Source organism: Romboutsia sp. (assembly GCF_035470145.1).
In the GTDB taxonomy this organism is placed as follows: Bacteria; Bacillota; Clostridia; order Peptostreptococcales; family Peptostreptococcaceae; genus Romboutsia_D.
In genome coordinates, this window is the sequence record NZ_DATIRC010000344.1 from 1 (window position 1) to 21,260 (window position 21,260).

Sequence of the window (21,260 nt, forward strand, 5' to 3'; positions counted from 1 at the left end):
AGTATTGCATCTTTATCTAATGAAGAAACCACATACAATACAGGAACCTGTCCCCATATTTCATCTTTCTTGCCAACAACTGCACATTCATTTATTTTAGGATGCTTATATAAAATATTTTCAATTTCTTTTGGATAAATATTTTCTCCGCCAGATATAATTATATTTTTTCGTCGATCAAGTATATATAAAAATCCATCTTCATCAATATAACCAACATCTTCTGTATCAAAATAACCAGAAATATTTTCTTTTCCAATATATCCATCCATCAACATTGGGCTTTTAATTAGAACTTCACCAATTCCTTTTTCATTAGGATTTTTAATCTTAATACCTACTTTTTCAAGTGGTAATCCTACTGAATAAATTTTATCTAAATTCTCTAATACTGAAAAAGTTGTAGACTGGCTTGTTGTCTCTGTCATTCCATAGGTTTTATATATTGGAATGTTTTTTATTATACTTTTTTCAACCAATACTTTAGGAACAAATTCACCGCCTACTAATACCACACGTAAATTGTGTTTCTCAATTTTATCAGCAACTTTATTTAACATAGTTGGTACAATTGATAACATATTGATTCTACTACTTTCAATTAATTTTACAACTTGCTGTTCTTCAAATTTTTCTAATACAGTAATCTGTGTTCCATTGTATAAACTTCTTATTAGAATTGCTAATCCACCAATATGATACATAGGAAGTACAACGAGCCAATTGTCTTTATCAGTTACCCCCAGACTTTTTTGTGATGATTTTACATGATAGTAAAGCTGTTTCCACCTAATTGGAACTGACTTAAATTCACCTGTTGTAGCACTTGTATTCATAATGACAGCAATTTTTTCTTCATTAAATTCTTCAACTAATTGTATATCTTCCTTTTCACTTTGATATACTTCTTTAAACGATATAAATTTGTTATCATAAGAAAATACAACTTCAATATTTAGCTTTTTCAATTGTTTTGTTATTTCTTCATCTGTAAGGCGTGTATTTATCATCAACACTTCTTTTTCTAAATATTGAAGTGCTAAAAAGAAAAGCGCCATATCAATGGAGTTATTTGAATATATGGCAACTCTTCTCTCATTTTTTACATATGAGTATAGTTTTTTAGCTATGTCTATTACATTTTCATAAACTTCTCTAAATGTTAGATTATTAATGAACTTTTTGTTTGGTTTTTCCAAATTATGTTTTTTAATCCAATTCATGCTACCACCTTTTTATGGGTATTTTGGAAATTTATCAAAATCAGGCTTTCTTTTTTCTTTAAATGCATCTCTTCCTTCTTTTGCTTCCTCTGTTGTATAAAATAATAATGTAGCATCTCCAGCTAATTGCTGCAATCCAGCTAATCCATCTGTGTCTGCATTGAATGATGCTTTTAAGAAACGTAGTGCAGTGGGAGAATGCTCCAGAATTTCTTTTGCCCATTGTACTGTTTCTTCTTCTAATTTATCAAATGGAACAACTGTGTTTACTAGTCCCATATCAAGTGCTTCCTTTGCAGTATATTGACGGCATAAATACCAAATTTCACGTGCTTTTTTATGACCAACCATACGAGCTAAATATCCAGCTCCATATCCAGCATCAAATGAACCCACTTTGGGCCCTGTTTGTCCAAATTTAGCATTTTCAGATGCAATTGTTAAATCACATACTATGTGAAGTACATGACCTCCACCAATTGCATATCCATTTACCATGGCAATAACTGGTTTTGGAGTAACACGAATTAAACGCTGTAAATCTAAAACGTTTAAACGTGGAATCTTATCATCTCCTACATATCCTCCATGGCCGCGTACCTTTTGATCTCCTCCAGAACAAAATGCTTCTTTATCCTCACCTTGTCCATGATTTGCACCAGTTAAAACAATAACCCCTACTTTTTCATCTTCACGAGCTATTGAAAAAGCATCAATTAATTCCATGATTGTTTTTGGACGAAATGCATTACGTACTTCAGGACGATTGATAGTAATCTTTGCAATTCCTTCATATGTTTCATAAATAATATCTTCATAATCACGATTTAATTCTTCCCAAGAAAACTTACTCATATTTCCACTCCTTCTAATAATTATTTATAAGAATTTACTTAAAACTTCAACAAAGGCATTATGATCTTCAATATGGGTATTGTGACCTACACCATTTATTGTTTTATGCCTTACATTTTTACTTGATTTTTCAAAATCATCACCTATTTTTTTGTATTTTTCATCGTATTCTCCGCTGATGTATAATACAGGCATAGATAAATTAACTACTTTATTTTTTAAACATGGGAATATCCCTTGTCCTGTACATAATAATGTGTTTGAAAGTGCATGAGCTTCATTTAATAAACGCCTTTTTTTTATATCATCAATAACATATTTTGGTAATTTTCTTTGTGACTTAAAAATACTCAAATTGGACCAATACTCGTTAAACCACTCTATTCCATTTTCTCTTATATTTTGGGCTAGGTTTAAATCGCTACTTCTTCTTTTTAATCGATTTATCAATTCAAATTCACCATAAGATGCACTTTCTAAAATCAGCTTATCAATTTCATTTGAATAAGTTAGTGCATAGGCTAATGCAATTCTTCCACCCATAGAATAGCCTAATATTGAATATTTTTTTAAACCCAATTGATGTATAAGTTTATTTAAATGCTTTATCATTACTTTCAAACTATAATATTTGCTTAAGAATGGTTTGTCGCTTTTTCCATGCCCTATAAAATCTATCAATATCAATTGATATCCCTGTAATTCAAGGAATTTCCATGTGCTTAGATTTTCAGAAAAACCATGTAAACAAATAATTGGTTTTCCTTCACCTTTTATCTGAAGGTGATATCTAATATTTTCAATTTCAATAAACATCATATCACCCTATAATGTTGTATATTTATCATGTAATACTTTACTTAACTCTGAATCAATTTTTACTTCAATGAGCTTAATTCCTTCTAAATCTAGTGCTTGATTAAAAGCATGTTCAAATGAATTATAATCCGATACTTCATAATATGTTAAATCATATAAAGTTTTTGTACCTTCAAAATCTATACCATGTGGTGTTAAAAATAAATATTCAAATTTTTTCTCTTTACTTTGTGGTAAATATCTAAAGATTCCTCCGCCATCATTATTAAGTAATATGATAACTAAATTCAAATTGTGTGTTTTTCCAACTAACAATCCATTTAAATCATGATAAAATGATAAGTCTCCTGTTAATAGAACAGTTGGTTTATTTGATGTAGATATACCTAATGCAGTTGAAACTGTACCATCTATTCCATTTGCCCCTCTATTACATAATACTTTTATATCTTGATTTTTAGATTCAAAAAAGTAATCCATATCACGAATTGCCATACTATTTGAAACAACTAGCCGACTTTTTGCTGGCAACATATTTTGTATCTTTTGAATTAATTTTCCTTCAAACAAGTCCATTTCATCTTTTACACTACTTAACTGTTTGCGCATTTGTTTTTGATACTTTAACCACTTCGATAAATATTCTGTATTGCTATTTTGTATACTAATATACTTAGCAAATAATCTTGGTGATGAAACAATATATTTTGTTGTAGATAGAGATGGATTTCTATATTCAAATGTTTCATCAACTTGTATATATAAAACATCTTTATGCATTGACAAAAATTGTTGTAAGCGTTTCGATATAGGAACTTGCCCAAAGTGAATTATAAATTCCGGTTCTAATTCTTTTTTTATGTTATCATTTTTTAGAAATCCATCATAATTATCAATAATGATATCTATTGAGTAATTTCTTAAATTTGAAATTGGATCAGCTAGTATAGGTGCTTTCAATCTTTGTCCTAATTCCAACATTTCCTCATGATAATTTGAATAAGCATCTCCACCACAAATTATAATTCCATTTTTATCTTTTAAAATTGAATCATTAAATAATGAATGTACTTCTCCATTTACGTATTCAAATTTGTTTTTCTCACGCTCTATAGTAAAGTCTAACTTACTCAAATCTGGAATTAAAGGTTCACGAATTGGTACGTTAATATGAGCTACCCCATATCCTTTTGACATAGCGCTTGCATATGCTTTTTGCATGACTACTCGTACATAGCGATACATATTTTCTTTTTCTTCAGGCAAGGATAATTCTTCATAGTACTTTGTATATTTATTAAATATTTCATTTTGATCAATTGCCTGAGGTGCACCAACATGACGCAATTCATGTGGACGATCAGCTGTCAATACAATTAATGGTACTCGTGAATACTTTGCTTCAACAATTGCAGGTAAATAATTTGCAACTGCAGAACCCGAAGTACAAATTAATACAACGGGTCTTTCATACTCTTTTGCAATACCAAGTGCAAAGAAACCAGCTGAGCGCTCGTCTATATTCATAAAAATTTTAAAATCATGTTCACAAAATAATAAAGACAATGGTGTAGATCGTGAACCTGGACTAATTACAACTTCACGGACACCTAATTGATATAATTCATCAACTAACGCTGCAACATAATTTGTCATTAATTTCACCACTTCTCTATAAGCTTTCAATTATCGTTTTTAATTTATTTTTTGTTTCAATATATTCAGTTTCACAAATTGATTTATCTACTATACCACATCCTGCGTATGCATAAACTATGTTATCCTGAATAAGTGCAGATCTTATTCCTGCTACAAAAACACCATCACTATTTCCATCAATTATACCAACTGGAGCTGCATACAATCCTCTTTCATGTTTTTCATATTTTCTAATTAATTCTAACGATTTATTTACAGGATTCCCCCCCATTGCAGGTGTAGGATGTAGTCGTCTTACCCACTTTAGTAATGAGCTGTTTTTATCCTTTGCATAAATAGGAGTCTGTAAATGATGTAAATTTTTAAGTGTTAAAATTGTTGTTTTATCTACTGTTATTTCACTGGTAAATTTCTTTATACCATTAACTATTGAATTAATAACAATTTGATGTTCATGACGATTTTTAGGATCATTTAACAGCATTGTTTTTTGTAATTCGTCATTTTTATCAGTTCTTTCAATAGTACCTGCTAAAGCATAACTTAAAATGTTATCGTTTTCTTTTTGAACCAAAATCTCTGGTGTTGCACCTAAAAATGTCTTTTCATCTTTATAATATGCAAATACAAAGCTACTTTTGTTTTTTTCTAGTAGATTCTGAAGTAGACTTTCTATATTCACTGAAGTATCGCATTCAATTTTAACTTCTCTTGAAATAACAACTTTATCTACTTCTTGTCTTGATATTGCACTATTTATACTTGAGAATAATTCATTCCATTCTTGATAATCATCTACTGAGTATTTATAAGAGTGTTTATAGTTTTTCACTTCTCTATTTTCTATTTCAACTAAATCATTTAAGTAGTAAAAAATCTGCTTTCCATCTTTTTCAACTAGATAGTATTCAAATCCAATAGTTTCATTACCAAAACCTTTCCACTTTTCGTCTTTGATTGAATCAAAGAATGTCATTGATGAAAATGCATATAAACAATCATTTAAATTTTCATTCATAGAGTAAGTTTTTAAACGCTTAGCTCCAAGAATGAATTCTTTTTTTATTGGATTATAAAATAAAAAACGTTCTTCATTCTTAAAATGATTCCAGAATGAAAGTTGATTATCTAACTTAATTTCTTTTTCCTTATATTTCAAACTATGAACCTCCAATCTGAGGAACTAAATAACTTAATATAAAATATTAGATTATATATTAAACAGTCATGATATAGTTCATTAATTCACATAGATTCTTCTTATATACAGAGTCATCTAATCCATCAAGTGCTTCTTTTGCCTTTAATGAAAAGTCTACTGCATCATCCATAGTTCCATATTTTAGACCATTAGGATCATCATCCATAAAATCATCCTTTATTTGATACGCCATTCCTAAATTTAGTCCAAAGCTCTCTAGACTTTTTATTTGACTTTCTGTACCGCCTGCTAAGGCTGCTCCCAATTTGCAGCAAACACTCATGAATAAAGCAGTCTTTCCTTCGATAACATTAAAATATTTTTCACGGTTTAGATTTCCTTTTGCCTGCTCAATTTCAGCAACACACATTTTAAAACTAAGGTCTGCTACAACTTGTGAGTATTCAATAGGAAATAAATTTGAAATTATTGAATATGAACGAGAAAATAACGTGTCTCCAACAAGTACTGCTATTTTATTACCAAATACATTATTTAGTGTCTTTTGACCACGTCTAGTAAAGTCACCATCAATAATGTCATCATGAACTAAACTTGCACTGTGTAAAAGTTCAAGTGCCAAAGCTAATTGTATAATATTGTCATTTTTTGCATCATCTTGCTCATTTTTCACAGCACCTGCTGATAGAAAAACTAAAGCAGGACGAAGGTTTTTCCCTGAATTTTTAAAAAAATATCCGAATAGCTTACTAATCGAAGGTATACCAGCATCATGAACTAAAATATTTAGTTCTTCTTCCATTTTATTTATGTTTTTGTCTATTGGTCTGTAAATATCTTTTAGCCTCAATCTACTATCCCACACTTTCATTATACTTTTTTAATATTTATTAAAAACATGTTAAAACCTATATTAATATAAGTCTAATACTTCAACTTGTTTGATAATTAAATATCAATTTTAATTTCTACTTGTCAATTTAAATTTTATCTATTGTAGTATGTTCTATCAATACATTTTGACTATTGTCACAATAAATCAACATGTGTCAAATAGTGGCAATATACACTTTTAATATTAAATTTAATAAAATTAAAAGTATGGCCCTTAGATATCCAAATCTAAGGGCCATACTTTTCAAGCTTGTTTATTATTTATTTAAGGAATTAATCAATATATAGATACCATTTTTTAATAGCATCAATCTTTTTCCATGATTTTTTTAGAACAGGTAATACATAATAATCTAAACCAAACACACTTCCTGATCCTCCAATTAAAGCAATACTTCCAATTATAAACCAAAGTGTTTGTGCTGATTCAATACCAAAAGCCCAAATCATAATTGCCATTGCAATTGATGCAATTGATGCAATATCAGTAAACAATCCAACAATTAATAATAAACCTACAACTGTAGCTCCTATTCCTGCTTGGTTATAAAGTCCTTGCTCTAACCATTTGTAACCAACAAGTATTCTAAGTGGCAACAACCAAAAACTTGGAGTTGAATTTGCAAAATGTCCCCCTACTAAACTTCTATTATCCTTTACATAACAGAACTCATGTAATAAATAAGACCAGCATTTATTAAATCCAGCCACTTGGAAGAAATATACTAGATTTATAAAATGCTTCATAAATAATGCTAAGAAACCAGATAGTCCAAAAAATTTTCCTAGAAATTCAATGTTAGCCAATCCATATTTTCCACCAATACATACCATACAACCGTGGAAAGTTGGCTTATATGATTTTTGCTGCCTACCCTTTACGTCAGCATATATATTATGAGCAATTAGTGGTGCAGAGTGCTCTGCATTTTCAACCATTTGAGGAACAGGTCTTTCTTGCCCCTCTGGAATGTAGAATATGTTATCACCAACAACATAAACATTTTCATAATCTATTGCTTGAAGCTTGTCATTAGTAACGATTCTTTTTCTTCCTTGTTGTTTAATATCCATATTGCCAACAAGTTCAGAGCCTTCAACTCCTGCTGCCCAAATTACTGTATTGGTATCAATGTTACCCTTTTCTCCTAATGTAACAGACTCCTTCGAAACCTCTGTAATTTTTGCTCCTGTTATAATTTCAACTCCTAATTTGCGAAGATGATTTTCAGCTTTTTTGATTAGATTATCAGGCAGTATTGGTAAAATTTTAGGCATTGCATCTGCAACATATAATTTTACTTCTTCCTTATCCACATAAAAATCCTTGCATAATCTATCTTTCCAATCTGCTAATTCACCAATCATCTCTATGCCTGTAAAACCGCCGCCTACTACAACAAATGTTAGCATTTTTTTTCTTTTTTCTTTATCTTGCTCTTTTACTGCCTCTCTAAACATATGAAGAATATGTTCTTTCAGATTAACGGCATCATCAAAGTCCCATAATTTATGAGCATATTCCTCTGCCCCTGGAATCCCAAAGTAAGTTGGCTGGCATCCAGTACCGATTACTAAATAATCATATTCATATTCATTTTTTTGTGATTTTAATACTTTGTCATTAAAATTAATATCATTTATTTTATCAAGTACAACGTTTACCTTTCTTCCAGCAAATATTTTCTTTAAATTAATTTGTATAGAATCTTCTGAAACTCTATCAGCTACTACCTCATGAAGCTCTGTACGCATTGTATGGTATGGGTTTTTATCAATAAGGGTAATCTCTACTTGATTATCCTTTTTAAATTTATTTGCCAGTTTTTTTGCTGTTAATAACCCCCCGTAACCTGCTCCAAGAAGCACAATTCTTGTTTTATTACTCATATCCTACCTCCCTATTAATACAATAGTTTTCTTAACTTATATATGCATTTTATATTTTGTTACTACATAAAACAACGTTTTTTGACTATTGTCATAAATAGTTCTTTTTAAAGGAAGTAGGCTACACGGTTCTTTCCCTAGTTAGTTGACTGAAAAATATAATATGTGTAAATACTAAGATATAATATATATAATCCCCTTGTAATCAAAAAAATAACTTCAACCAAATTTGATTGAAGTTACTTTTATTGGAGCTGGTGATAGGAATCGAACCTACAACCTGCTGATTACAAGTCAGCTGCTCTACCGTTGAGCCACACCAGCATATTTATTTTACTCCAAGGAAGGGATTCGAATCTTCAGCCTATAAGTTAACAGCCGAGTACTCCACCGTTGAGCTATCTTGGAATATTATTGGAGGCGACACCCAGATTCGAACTGGGGATCAAGGAGTTGCAGTCCACTGCCTTACCACTTGGCTATGTCGCCTTATTTCCTACAAGATAATTATATGATTTTTTGTATATTTTAGCAACTATTTGTTTTAATTTTTTTACTTAAAATTTCCGTCAAATTACGACTTTTTTAATTAACTAATAAAAATATGGAGACTTAAATAAGCCTCCATATTTTTAAATTGTATTTAAATATCTTTAATTATCCTAAGAACATCTTTAAATCATCTTCAACATTAGTTATTCCACCAATTCCAAAGTTTTCAACTAAGACTTTAGCTACATTTGGAGATAAAAATGCTGGCAATGTTGGTCCTAAGTGTATATTTTTAACTCCAAGATATAATAGTGATAATAGTACTATTACAGCTTTTTGCTCATACCATGCTATATTGAATGCTATTGGTAACTCGTTTATATCTTGTAATTCAAATACTTCTTTAAGTTTTAATGCTATTAATGCTAGTGAATAAGAATCATTACATTGTCCTGCGTCTAATACTCTAGGTATTCCATTTATATCACCTAATTGTAACTTGTTATATTTATATTTTGCGCATCCTGCTGTAAGTATTACTGTATCCTTTGGTAATGCCTTTGCAAAATCCGTATAGTAATCTCTAGATTTAGCTCTTCCATCACATCCTGCCATAACAAAGAATTTTTTTATTGCCCCAGATTTAACTGCTTCTACTACTTGATCTGCTAATGCAAATACTTGATTATGTGCAAACCCACCTATTATCTCTCCTGTTTCTATTTCTATAGGAGGTTGACATTGCTTAGCTTGCTCTATTATAACAGAGAAATCTTTATTATCTTCTGACTCACCTGCTATATGAGTACATCCAACAAATCCAGCCGCTCCAGTAGTATATAATCTATCTTTATAGCTGTCTTTTGGTGGTACTATACAGTTCGTAGTCATTAATATTGGACCGTTAAAACTTTCAAATTCTTCTTTTTGTTTCCACCAAGCATTACCATAGTTTCCTGCAAAATGAGTATATTTTTTGAATGCTGGGTAATAGTGAGCCGGTAACATTTCAGAGTGAGTATATACGTCTACTCCAGTTCCTTCTGTTTGCTTTAATAATAATTCTAAGTCTTTTAAATCATGTCCTGATACTAATATTCCTGGGTTATTTCTAACCCCTATATTTACTTTAGTGATTTCTGGATTTCCATAAGTTCCTGTATTAGCAGAATCTAATAAAGCCATTCCATCTACTCCAACTTTTCCAGTTTCTAAAGTTAATCCTATTAATTCATCTATTGTTAAGTTATCATCTAAAGTCTTTGCTAAAGCACTTTGCATAAATGCATTTACTGATTCATCATCATATCCTAATGCATTTGCATGCTTCATGTAAGCTGACATACCTTTTAATCCATATATTATAAGTTCTCTTAAACTTCTTATATCTTCATCTTTAGTTGATAATATGCCAACTTTTGTTGATTTTTCATCTAATATTGAATCAATTGATACTTCCTCTTTTCCACCTAATATTGCATTCTTTAATTTAGATAACACTCCAACTTTTTCATCCATCTCTGCATTAGAAGTTGCATTCCATAAAGCGGCTTCTGATAAATTATCTTTATTATCTAATGTAGCTAATAACTCTTCTTTAGTCTTTAAAGTCACTTTAACTCTTTCATAGAATACTGCATCATCAAAGTTTGCATTTGTTATTGTTGTAAATAAGTTTATTGTTATTAAATGATTTACATCATGAGATATTAACTTTCCTTCTTCTCTAAGCCTTGTAGTAACTTCTGATAATCCTTTAGTTGTATATATTAATAAATCTTGCATTCTTGCTAAATCTGGCGATTTTCCACATACTCCAAACTTTGTACATCCTGTACAACCTGCTGTTTCTTGACATTGAAAACAAAACATTTTATTTTCCATAAATACCCCTCCATTTTTTAATGTGTATTTTATATACTTATTATATGATATAATAATATATAGTTCCGTAACATACGTTACATTATTTATAATATTATAGAAAGTTTGGTGAGAATTATGTTTATGAATAAAGATGATGTTTTAAACTTCTTTAAAGAATCTACTTATAATGTCGTTAATTATTCTAAAAATGATATTATAGCTTTAGAGGGATCTCCTTGTGAAAAAGTTGGATTAGTTTTAAAAGGAAGTGTCGACATAAAAAGGATCTTAACTAGTAATAATGTTATCCATCTTTCTTCTTTTAGTGAAGGGGGCTTTTTCGGCGAAATAATTGCTTTTTCCGATGCTAATACATATCCTGCTACAGTTATATCTGCTACATCTAGTAAAATAATGTTTATAACAAAAAATGATTTTATTAGTTTTTGTACAAAGCATCCTGATTTTTTAGCAATGTTTTTAAATAACTTAACTAATAAAATTATAAATCTAAATAAATCTATTACCGGTTTGTCTTTGACCAGTATACGTCAAAAAGTTAGTAACTATTTGATTAGTGAGTACGATATCCAAGGTAACGTATTTATTAACCTTAATATGACAAAGCAAAAACTTTCAGAGAAATTAGGGATTCCTAGACCATCTTTATCTAGAGAACTTGCTAATATGAAAGATGAAGGACTTATAGATTACTCAAAAGATGTAATTAAGATTTTAGATATAAATTCTTTGAAAAGTATTTTAATGGAATAAAGGGGCCTAAATGCCCCTTTATTTTAATTCAAAGTAATTTTTATCTTTATCATAATAAGGTTCGATGTGTACTATTACTTGTGCACTTTGATTTATTTTAGTTTTAATCATACTTTCAATTTCATGTGCCAATATATGTGATTCTTCAACATTTCTATGAGGATCAACCAGTACATGCATATCAACATGTATATCATTTTCGCTACCTCTACTTCTTATGTTATGAACTCCTTTTACATCTTTAAAACCACTTATAATTTCTCTTATTTTCTCTTCATCAACAGTTGCCTGATCCACTAAAATACCCGTAGATGATTTGAATATTTCATAAGCGGAGTAAATTATAAACCCAGAAACAACTAAAGATGCTATAGGGTCAATAATATCCGGCAAGCCTAGTTTCACTCCAACTAATGTAAACAAAACACCTATAGAAACAAATATATCACTTCTTGTATGCATTGAATCTGATACGAGTATATAGCTATTTAGTTTTTTTCCTATTCTATTTTCATAAGCACATACCAGTATATTTATTATAAGAGTAATTATTAATGCTATCAAACTTTCTGTAGTTATAGATGGCTCTACACTATTTGTAAATCTTGAAATAGAATTGAAAATTATTTTTCCTGCTATAAAAAGCAACATACCTCCAATAAACATACTTGCTACTACCTCAAATTTTTTATGCCCATATGGATGTTCTTTATCATTTGGCTTTGACGCTATATTAATCCCTATTAAACCAACTATATTAGATGCTCCATCTGATATAGAATGAAAACCATCTGCTGTCATACTAGCACTTTTTATTGCTGTTCCTATAACAATTTTTATTAATGCAACTCCAATATTAGCAAATAAAATTATCCACAAAACCTGTTTTACCTTTTTAAAATTGTCATATTCCATTTTTATGCCCCCTTATACAACCATGCTTTATTTCTTAAATTTACTTCCTGATATCCTATCATACTTGAAAACCATTTAATCTTAATAATAACTTTCATTTGTCCTTTAACTAAAAAATCCATGGGGAAATTTCAAAACTATCCCATGGATTTACTTATATTTGTTAATAAAAGCCCGTCTAACTATACACTGCCGCCTGTTTAGTTACTATTATTTAGTTTTTATGATTATATATTAATATTGTGTATATTATCTATATATTCAAATATAGTTATATTTGTGCATTCATCTTTTTTGTCAGTTAAATTTGATAATGTAACTCCTAGTAATCTAATTTGTTTATTTATATTAATGTTTTTTAATAAATTATATACATTTGTTCTAATTTCTTCATGTTTATTTATAGCATGTTCTAAACTAATACTTCTTGTTATTTGTGTAAAATCATAAAACTTAATTTTTAAAGTTACTGTTTTACCTAGCTTATCACAATAATTTAATCTATCTGCTACCTCTTTGCATATTTCACTCAATATATCTACCACGTCTTCATCATCTATATTTAAATTATGATTTAAAGTAGTTTCTGCACCTACTGATTTTCTTTCTCTGTGAGGTTGTACTGGTCTATAATCTATTCCCCTTGCAAATTGATAAAAGGTATATCCTCTATTTTTAAATATATTCTCTAGTTGATGCAATTCTAAATTTCTTAAATCATAACCATTTTTTATACCTAAATTTCTAAGGTTTCTTTCCGTTACTTTTCCCACTCCAAAAAATTTATTTATTGGTAGTTTATCAAGAAATTCTTGTTTATTTTCTGGTGTTATTACAGTTAACCCACTTGGCTTTTTATAATCAGATGCAAGCTTTGCTAAAAATTTATTGTACGATACTCCTGCAGATGCCGTTAATCCTACCTCTTCTAAAATTTCTTTTTTAATCATTTTTGCTATCTCTGTAGCATATTTTATATTTTTTTTATTGTTAGTTACATCTAAGAATGCTTCATCCAAAGATAAAGGCTCTACTAAATCTGTATATCTATAAAATATTTCTCTTATTTGATTAGATATTTGGTGATATACATCAAATCTAGGTCTTACGAAGTAAGCATATGGACATCTTTTATATGCCATCTGAGACGGCATAGCTGAATGAATCCCATATTCTCTTGCTTCATAAGAACAAGTTGCTACAACTCCTCTACTTTGAGGATCCCCTCCAACAATTACAGGCTTACCTCTTAATTTTGGATTATCTCTTTGTTCAACAGATGCATAAAAAGCATCCATATCTATGTGAATTATTTTCCTAATTTCGTTCATTCCTATCACCTAATTCATCTATTATTAGCTTCATCATAAAGTAATTTTACATAATATCATTATATCAAATTAATACTATTTTAAGTTTATTTCATAATTTCAAAAAAATAACTTGCAAATTTTCGAAAAAACCTTTAAAATAGGTATTCCAAGGAACTAAGTTATTTTAGGTACTTGATAACCGTATATTTATATTTATTTTAAGATTATATAATTTTATATAAGAAAGACCATACTACCTCGGAGGTAATATGGTCTTATATTTTCTATATTTTTAATTAATATGCAATTTAGTTAGCATAATAAAGATTTTGTGATGGATATTCAGGATCACTTGTAACATCTATTCCAAGTTCTCTAAATGTTTGTTCATCATTTTTACTTAATATAGTAGTAGAATGTGCTTGAGCTCCTTTTAATAAAGGTAATTTATCAAGTACAACTTGAGCAGTTGGATTTGTTACAGCACATATGCTAAGTGCAGTTAAAACTTCTTCACAACTTAATTCAGGAGTTCTACTTCCTAATGTCTTAGTTTTTAAGTTTACAATTGGTTCTAGTATCGCTGGAGATATTAAATGAATTTCATCATCTATCTTAGCTAAATGTTTTATAGCATTTAATGTAGCAGCTGCAGTTGAATTCATTAAATCAGAACCTTTACCAGTTAATATAGTTCCATCTGTTAATTCTAATGCAACAACTGGACAAACATCATTTTTCTCAGCAGTTTCTTTTAGCTTATTACTATAGTTTCTTGATGGAATAACAACTGTTCTATCTTCAGGCTTTAAGTTAAGTTCTTCCATTATCATTTTTATTCTTTCATAAGCACCTTTATCTACTTGACCTTTTTTGTATTCACAAGCAGTTTTAAAATATCTTCTTATTATTTCTTGTCTTGATGCTTCAGCAACAACTTCATCATCTATTATACCGTATCCAACTCTGTTAACACCCATATCAGTTGGTGATTGATATATAGATTCTTTTCCTGTTATTTTTTCTATTATCTTTTTAAGAACTGGGAATAGTTCTAAATCTCTATTGTAGTTTACTGCCATTTCTCCGTATTTTTCAAGATGGAATGAATCTATCATATTAACATCCTTTAAGTCTACAGTAGCAGCTTCATATGCTATATTTACAGGATGCTTTAAAGGCACATTCCATACTGGGAATGTCTCAAACTTAGAGTACCCAACAGCATTTCCTCTTTTATTTTCATGATATAACTGGCTTAAACAAGTTCCTAATTTTCCGCTATTTGGTCCTGGAGCTGTAACAACAACTATAGGCTTAGTAGTTTCTATATAAGGATTTGCTCCATATCCTTCATCACTTACTATTGTATCAACATCAGTTGGATATCCTTTTGTTGGAGCATGCTTGTATACTTTTATTCCTCTACGCTCTAATTTATTTATAAATACTGTAGTTGCAGGTTGTCCTTCAAATCTTGTTATAACAACACTATTTACATCTAGTTCATACTTTCTTAAATCATCTATAAGTCTTAAAACTTCCATGTCATATGTTATTCCGAAATCGCCTCTGATTTTATTTCTTTCTATATCTCCTGCATAAACACATATAACTACTTCTACTTTTTCTTTCATATGTTGAAGAACTTTTATTTTGGCATTTTCATCAAATCCAGGTAATACTCTTTTAGCATGCAAGTCTCCCATTAATTTCCCACCAAACTCTAAATAAAGCTTGTCAAAATTATTAACTCTTTCTAAAATGTACTTTGATTGTTCCTCTAAATACTTTTTATGGTCGAATCCTATTTTCATATTGCCACCTCACTAAATTATTTAATTTTTGATAACCGTATATTTATATTTATTTAAAGTGAAATAATTACTTAGTACTCTAACGTTACTTTTTTCGTCATTTTTCACTTCAAGCTTATATTATACATTTACGGTATAAATTTTTCAAGATGATTTTGCTTTCATTTGTAAACTATGTTTATTTTGCTCATATATCATACTTTATATAAACTTAAATAATAAATATAAATTTATTATTTAAGTTTATATATTAAAAAATACTTAACAAAATAAAAACACTACAATCATATTAAATTCAACATAATTGTAGTGTTTTTATTTTGTTTCAATTCATACTAATCACTATTAATTAGCAGCAGTGGTCAAATAGATCTCCACTTGCACAAACTATTAATAATAGTATTAAAAATGGAATCCAATCTTGTATACATATTTCCCTCCACTGCTCTTGGAAAGCTAAGAATAGGAAGAATAATACTATTATCCACCAAGCGCCTCCATCAAAACATCCGCCTTCTCCAAAAAATCTGTCTAGCATTTTATTGCCCCCCTGTTGTATTTTAATTTGTGGAGTTTTCCACTCCTAACATATACTATGAGAACTTTTTTGTTTTTGCCAATAAATTATTAAGACCTATTACCTTATTAATCGACACATTTTAAAGATTCTATTATTTCTACATTCTTTAATTTGTAGTACATTGAAAAATCAACTACAAATTAGAAGATTATTATCAATCCCTCTACTATGGCATAACTACTATCTTCTATGACTCTTCCAAACATCATGTATTCCTTTATATAATTACTATACAATTATATCCCTAACATCTCCATTTTTTATTACTTCACCTTTGTCTAGTACAATCACTTTACTAGCAACGTCTATTGCATCTTCTTTATCATGTGTAACAAATATAGAAGTTATATTAGCCTCTTTAATTATTTCTTTTAAATCCTTTCTTATTTTAGATTTTAAATTAGCATCTAAGTTACTAAAAGGTTCATCTAGTAATAATATTGATGGTTTTGGTGCAATAGCTCTTGCTATTGCAATACGTTGCTGTTGTCCACCGCTTAATTCATATGGATATTTGTTCTTATATTCTGTTAAATTTACAAGCTCTAACATTTCTATCATGCGCTTTTCTTTTTCTGGCTTACTCATTTTTTTTAGACCAAACATTATATTTTTAGCAACTGTCATATGTGGGAATAGTGCGTAATCTTGAAATACCATTCCTACTCCTCTATATTCTGCTTCTATAAATGTTTTATTATCATATATTTTTTTACCATTAATTTCAATAATTCCTTTATACGGCATTTCAAGCCCTGCTAAAATTCTAAGTATTGTACTTTTTCCACTACCACTTTCTCCTAAAATGCCTACTACTTCACCTTTTTTAATACTTATATTTAAATCTTTTATATTATCATTTTTATTATTTTTATATTTAAAATGTAAATTTTTAATTTTTAAAAACATATTTTAATCCTCCTTATCTACTACTTTGTATAATGTAAATATGGTTACAAAACTTACAGCTACTATTATTAAAGACGGAACTGCTGCCTCAAACATCATCTCATCATTAGCATATTCGAATACTTTAGTAGCCAATGTATGGAAGTTAAAAGGTCTTAGTATAAGGGCTAAAGGAAGCTCTTTAATTATATCTACAAATACTAATGCAAACCCACTTAAAATTGCTGGCTTTAGCATTGGCAAATCTACTAAGAAAAACGTCTTTGTAACCCCATATCCTAATGTTCTAGATGCCTCAAAAAATTTATTACCTATCTTTTCAAATCCACCTTCTATAGATTGGAAGCCTACGGCTAAGAATCTTATCATATATGCAAATATAAGCATTACAATACTCATACTTAGAAGTAATGTTGGTGCATTTGGATCAAATATCTTATATAACCACCCTAGGTTTTTATCTACATCTACAAAGAATAGAATCATAGTTATAGCTATTACTGCTCCTGGAATTGAATATCCAAGAAGAGTTATTTTTGAGTATAACTTAGATAAAAATCCATCATTTATTCTCGTATAGTTTGCTATTATTACCGCCATTACCACTATAAGCAAACTTGATAATATTGCAACTGATAATGAGTTATATATTAATATAAAGAAATCACTATTTAAAATATCTTTATAAGTCATAATAGACCAACTTAAAAGCTGAGATGTTGGTATTATAAATCCTAGTGAAAGTATTATAAAACAATATAAAAATGCTAGACTTCCATAAAACTCATTTAATTTTTTTCTAGTTAGAGGTCTTATTTTTGTATTTGTACTACTATATTTTTTTCTACCTCTTAAAAATTTTTCACTAGTCATTACCATAAATATAGCAACTAATAATATTGAAGCCAATCTTATTGCTGAATCTATATCACTCATTGAGAACCAACTTGAGAATATTGCAGTTGAAAATGTTGGTATCCCAAAGTAAGATACTACCCCATAATCACTTAATACCTCTAACATTGTAAGCGTTACTCCTGCTATTATAACTCCCCTTGATATAGGAATTACTACTTTTAAAAATACTCCTATATAATTCGCTCCTAATAATCTAGCATTCTCTATTAATGATGCTGACTGTTTTTCTAAATATGATCTTACTACCAAATATACATAAGGTAGTAAAAATATTGTAAATATAAACACAGCTCCTGGGATAGACATTATATCAAAGTATTTTTGACTAACTTGTAATCCTAGATTATTTCTAAGAAAAGCTTGTACTCCTCCTGTATAACTAAGCATTCCGGCATATGTGTATGCTGCTATATATGGAGGAATACTTAAGGGTAATATAAGTGCCCATCTAAAAAAATTTCTCATTGGAAAATCATACGCAGAAACTAGCCAAGCTAAACTTGTCCCAATTATCATTGTAAAACTTCCTGTTGAAATTGCTATAATTGATGTATTTAAAATGTAATCTTTTAATAAATATTTCTTTATATGATGCCATGTATCATTAGGTTCTTTAAATAAATGTAATATTACATCTATATTTGGAATCAATATCATAAGCATAAAAATTGTGCTTAGAACTGCCCATATATTAATTTTTATTTTTTTCATATGCCTCTCCCTCTTTTAGTAACTAATTTTAATCTTAAAATTCAAAATAAAATTTATATATTTTTATGTGATTATATAAACTTTATTTTAAATTTTATGCTAATAATTATATAGGAAAGGTTTGTAATTTCACCTTTCCTACATAAATCTTAAAGTCTATTTCCAATTAACTTCATTAAATATTTCTACTGCTCTCTTGTTGTATTTACCCACATTTGTTAAGTTTATATCTTGAGCTGTAAACTCTCCCCAAGACTTTAATAATTCACTAGGTTCTACATTTGGATTTGCTGGATACTCTGAATTTGCATCTGCAAATTGTTTTTGAACATTTTCTTCTGTCATATATTCTACGAACTTAATAGCATTTTCTTTATTATTAGAGTATTTGCTAAGAACTACACCACTTACATTTACATGAGCATTTTCTGGGAAGAATACTCCTACTTTTTCTACTGCTTTCTGTTCTTCTACATCTTCTGAATTTACCATCTTACCTATATAGTATGAGTTTACTATAGCTAATTTACCTTCTCCTGCTGCTATAGCTTTCACTTGATCTCTATCATTTCCTTGTGGGTCTCTTGCAAAATTATTTACTATGCCTTCAGACCATGCTTTTGCTTTATCTTCACCATTTAATTCTATAAAAGATGCTAATAATGATTGATTATATGTTGACTCTGATGATCTTACTAATATCTCATTTTTCCACTTATCAGAAGTTAAATCTTCATATGTAGATAATTCTTCTGGACTTACTTTTTCTTTATCATAAGCTATTATTCTAGCTCTTTTAGTTAATCCTATCCATTCGTTGTTTTCTCCTCTTAAGTTTTGTGGTATATTTTTTTCAACTATTTCAGATTCTATATTTTGTGTTAAGTCTGAATCTACTGCTTGGTATAAATTTGCTATATCTGAAGTTATAAATACATCAGCTTGAGTATCTTTACTTTCTCTTTTTAATCTTTCAAGTAATTCTGGAGCCTTTCCTTCTATTACATTTACTTTTATTCCTGTATCTTTTTCAAACTCTTTATAAAGTTCTTTGTCTACATCATAATGTCTCGCTGAGTATACATTTACTACCTCTTTCTTTGAACTTTCCTGTGAAGAACTATTATTTGAGCTACATCCAGCAAGTACTCCTGCAGAAATTGTTATTAATCCGATTAATGATTTTGCTCTTTTTGTTATTTTCATAGATTTCTCTCCTATCTTTTTATTTTATTGATAATATTACGTTATTGATAATATCAACTTATTGATAATTATATCATATTGATAATAATTATCAATATCTTTTTATATTTACCCCTTATTTTTTTAATTAAACATCTTTGTATCTTATTTATTTTTTCTCTAATAAAACTTTATTAATTATAAATTCATTTCATAAGACCGATATCTTTTATCTTTATTATTACTTATAATTCATACTTTATATCTACTTTAATTGCCAATGAACCGACATTAATATAGATGAAAAATCTATTAACGTATCTACTAAATCTTTAGATTATCTTGAGGATGAATAACATAGAATTTGTACTATTAATAATTTTAATATTTATATTAAATATGTAATTCACAAAAAATAAAGCTAGATTTAAAATTATAATCTAGCTTTATTTTTTATTGCCTATACTTCCATTATAATAGGAAATACACTTGGTCTTCTTTTTGTTTTATGATATAAAAGATGTTCAACTGACTTTTTCACACTAGTTTTTAAAATTTGCCATTCTAAAATTTCTTTTTCTAAGCAGCGCTCAATTTCATCTTTAGATACTTCTTTTATTTTATTAATCAAATCTTCTGCTTCTCTAGCATATATAAACCCTCTAGTTATAACATCCGGTCCTGCTACTATGCTGTAACTTTCTTTATTTATTGCTATAACAATAGTAACCATACCATCTTTTGCTAGATCCCTTCTATCTCTTAAGACTATATTACCTACATCTCCAACTCCTAGCCCATCTACAAATAAAACACCTGTATGTACTTTTTTAGATGTATTTATACCCTCATTAGATATTTCTAATACTTGTCCAGTCTCTAATGTAAGTACATTTGATGGTTCCATACCTAACTTTATTGCTAAATCTCTATGATGTTTTAAATGTCTATACTCACCATGTACAGGCATAAAATATTTCGCTTTAACTAAGCTATGAATTAACTTTAGCTCTTCTTGATATGCATGTCCTGACACATGTATTTCTTCTAAATCCTCGTATATTACCTCTACACCTTTTCTAAATAATTGGTTTATTACTCTAGATACTAATTTATCATTTCCAGGTATTGGTGATGCTGATATTATAAACAAGTCATCTGGCTCTATAAATATTTTTCTATGAGATCCATATGCTATTCTTGAAAGACCGGCCATAGGTTCCCCTTGGCTTCCTGTTGTTATTATAGTTATTTCTTCACTACAGTACTTATTTATAT

Annotated in this window: 17 protein-coding genes and 2 tRNA genes; 1 reads left to right on the plus strand and 18 read right to left on the minus strand. The window is 29.0% G+C overall.

The window, feature by feature from the left end; translation table 11 throughout:
• The 10 genes from menE to hcp form a co-directional block, all read right to left on the minus strand.
• Positions 1-1,223: o-succinylbenzoate--CoA ligase (gene menE, locus VLM92_RS13840; RefSeq protein ID WP_325276917.1), on the minus strand; the 1,223-nt coding region annotated here is incomplete at its 3' end.
• Between the two features lie 12 nt (positions 1,224-1,235).
• Positions 1,236-2,078, minus strand: coding sequence for a 1,4-dihydroxy-2-naphthoyl-CoA synthase (gene menB, locus VLM92_RS13845; RefSeq protein ID WP_325276918.1), 843 nt, complete (start codon positions 2,076-2,078; stop codon positions 1,236-1,238).
• A 24-nt stretch (positions 2,079-2,102) separates the two neighbouring features.
• Positions 2,103-2,894 carry a 2-succinyl-6-hydroxy-2,4-cyclohexadiene-1-carboxylate synthase gene (menH, locus tag VLM92_RS13850; RefSeq protein ID WP_325276919.1) on the minus strand — a complete coding sequence of 264 codons (792 nt, stop codon included), beginning with the start codon at positions 2,892-2,894 and terminating at the stop codon, positions 2,103-2,105.
• A gap of 9 nt (positions 2,895-2,903) precedes the next feature.
• On the minus strand, positions 2,904-4,553 hold the full coding sequence (gene menD / locus VLM92_RS13855) for a 2-succinyl-5-enolpyruvyl-6-hydroxy-3-cyclohexene-1-carboxylic-acid synthase (RefSeq protein ID WP_325276920.1): 1,650 nt from the start codon (positions 4,551-4,553) through the stop codon (positions 2,904-2,906).
• 16 nt (positions 4,554-4,569) lie between these two features.
• Positions 4,570-5,715, minus strand: a complete 1,146-nt coding sequence (locus VLM92_RS13860; protein ID WP_325276921.1) for an isochorismate synthase — start codon at positions 5,713-5,715, stop codon at positions 4,570-4,572.
• Positions 5,716-5,773: 58 nt separating this feature from the next.
• The gene (locus tag VLM92_RS13865; protein WP_325276922.1) at positions 5,774-6,589 is read right to left on the minus strand and encodes a polyprenyl synthetase family protein; all 816 of its coding nucleotides are present in this window, start codon (positions 6,587-6,589) and stop codon (positions 5,774-5,776) included.
• Between the two features lie 296 nt (positions 6,590-6,885).
• On the minus strand, positions 6,886-8,502 hold the full coding sequence (locus tag VLM92_RS13870) for an NAD(P)/FAD-dependent oxidoreductase (RefSeq protein ID WP_325276923.1): 1,617 nt from the start codon (positions 8,500-8,502) through the stop codon (positions 6,886-6,888).
• Positions 8,503-8,751: 249 nt separating this feature from the next.
• A tRNA-Thr gene (locus tag VLM92_RS13875) sits at positions 8,752-8,826 on the minus strand.
• A 91-nt stretch (positions 8,827-8,917) separates the two neighbouring features.
• Positions 8,918-8,991, minus strand: a tRNA-Cys gene (locus VLM92_RS13880).
• Positions 8,992-9,159: 168 nt separating this feature from the next.
• Positions 9,160-10,878: a hydroxylamine reductase gene (gene hcp / locus VLM92_RS13885; RefSeq protein WP_325276924.1), complete on the minus strand. Its 1,719-nt coding sequence runs from the start codon at positions 10,876-10,878 to the stop codon at positions 9,160-9,162.
• Between the two features lie 117 nt (positions 10,879-10,995).
• Here hcp and VLM92_RS13890 point away from each other — a divergent pair, with 117 nt between their 5' ends.
• Complete coding sequence (locus tag VLM92_RS13890) at positions 10,996-11,634, plus strand: Crp/Fnr family transcriptional regulator (protein ID WP_325276925.1); 639 nt, start codon at positions 10,996-10,998, stop codon at positions 11,632-11,634.
• Positions 11,635-11,652: 18 nt separating this feature from the next.
• Here the strand turns inward: VLM92_RS13890 and VLM92_RS13895 are convergent, their stop codons facing one another.
• The 8 genes from VLM92_RS13895 to VLM92_RS13930 form a co-directional block, all read right to left on the minus strand.
• Positions 11,653-12,549, minus strand: coding sequence for a cation diffusion facilitator family transporter (locus VLM92_RS13895; protein WP_325276926.1), 897 nt, complete (start codon positions 12,547-12,549; stop codon positions 11,653-11,655).
• 227 nt (positions 12,550-12,776) lie between these two features.
• Positions 12,777-13,880 (minus strand): DNA polymerase IV, encoded by a 1,104-nt coding sequence (gene dinB / locus VLM92_RS13900; RefSeq protein ID WP_325276927.1) that lies wholly within the window; start codon positions 13,878-13,880, stop codon positions 12,777-12,779.
• 290 nt (positions 13,881-14,170) lie between these two features.
• Positions 14,171-15,679, minus strand: a complete 1,509-nt coding sequence (locus VLM92_RS13905; protein WP_325276928.1) for a DUF1846 domain-containing protein — start codon at positions 15,677-15,679, stop codon at positions 14,171-14,173.
• A 349-nt stretch (positions 15,680-16,028) separates the two neighbouring features.
• Positions 16,029-16,217: a hypothetical protein gene (locus VLM92_RS13910; protein WP_325276929.1), complete on the minus strand. Its 189-nt coding sequence runs from the start codon at positions 16,215-16,217 to the stop codon at positions 16,029-16,031.
• A gap of 270 nt (positions 16,218-16,487) precedes the next feature.
• Positions 16,488-17,168, minus strand: coding sequence for an ABC transporter ATP-binding protein (locus VLM92_RS13915; protein WP_325276930.1), 681 nt, complete (start codon positions 17,166-17,168; stop codon positions 16,488-16,490).
• A gap of 3 nt (positions 17,169-17,171) precedes the next feature.
• Positions 17,172-18,797, minus strand: coding sequence for an iron ABC transporter permease (locus VLM92_RS13920; protein WP_325276931.1), 1,626 nt, complete (start codon positions 18,795-18,797; stop codon positions 17,172-17,174).
• Between the two features lie 156 nt (positions 18,798-18,953).
• Positions 18,954-20,003 (minus strand): Fe(3+) ABC transporter substrate-binding protein, encoded by a 1,050-nt coding sequence (locus VLM92_RS13925; RefSeq protein ID WP_325276932.1) that lies wholly within the window; start codon positions 20,001-20,003, stop codon positions 18,954-18,956.
• A gap of 439 nt (positions 20,004-20,442) precedes the next feature.
• On the minus strand, positions 20,443-21,260 hold an 818-nt coding region (locus tag VLM92_RS13930; protein ID WP_325276933.1), incomplete at its 5' end, for a ribonuclease J.

What these genes read in the sequence shown, in the direction of transcription:
- menB (WP_325276918.1), bottom strand. Translation starts at nt 2,078, where the DNA reads ATGAGTAAGTTTTCTTGGGAAGAATTAAATCGTGATTATGAAGATATT.
- menH (WP_325276919.1), bottom strand. Translation starts at nt 2,894, where the DNA reads ATGTTTATTGAAATTGAAAATATTAGATATCACCTTCAGATAAAAGGT.
- menD (WP_325276920.1), bottom strand. Translation starts at nt 4,553, where the DNA reads ATGACAAATTATGTTGCAGCGTTAGTTGATGAATTATATCAATTAGGT.
- VLM92_RS13865 (WP_325276922.1), bottom strand. Translation starts at nt 6,589, where the DNA reads ATGAAAGTGTGGGATAGTAGATTGAGGCTAAAAGATATTTACAGACCA.
- VLM92_RS13870 (WP_325276923.1), bottom strand. Translation starts at nt 8,502, where the DNA reads ATGAGTAATAAAACAAGAATTGTGCTTCTTGGAGCAGGTTACGGGGGG.
- hcp (WP_325276924.1), bottom strand. Translation starts at nt 10,878, where the DNA reads ATGGAAAATAAAATGTTTTGTTTTCAATGTCAAGAAACAGCAGGTTGT.
- VLM92_RS13890 (WP_325276925.1), top strand. Translation starts at nt 10,996, where the DNA reads ATGTTTATGAATAAAGATGATGTTTTAAACTTCTTTAAAGAATCTACT.
- VLM92_RS13895 (WP_325276926.1), bottom strand. Translation starts at nt 12,549, where the DNA reads ATGGAATATGACAATTTTAAAAAGGTAAAACAGGTTTTGTGGATAATT.
- dinB (WP_325276927.1), bottom strand. Translation starts at nt 13,880, where the DNA reads ATGAACGAAATTAGGAAAATAATTCACATAGATATGGATGCTTTTTAT.
- VLM92_RS13905 (WP_325276928.1), bottom strand. Translation starts at nt 15,679, where the DNA reads ATGAAAATAGGATTCGACCATAAAAAGTATTTAGAGGAACAATCAAAG.
- VLM92_RS13910 (WP_325276929.1), bottom strand. Translation starts at nt 16,217, where the DNA reads ATGCTAGACAGATTTTTTGGAGAAGGCGGATGTTTTGATGGAGGCGCT.
- VLM92_RS13915 (WP_325276930.1), bottom strand. Translation starts at nt 17,168, where the DNA reads ATGTTTTTAAAAATTAAAAATTTACATTTTAAATATAAAAATAATAAA.
- VLM92_RS13920 (WP_325276931.1), bottom strand. Translation starts at nt 18,797, where the DNA reads ATGAAAAAAATAAAAATTAATATATGGGCAGTTCTAAGCACAATTTTT.
- VLM92_RS13925 (WP_325276932.1), bottom strand. Translation starts at nt 20,003, where the DNA reads ATGAAAATAACAAAAAGAGCAAAATCATTAATCGGATTAATAACAATT.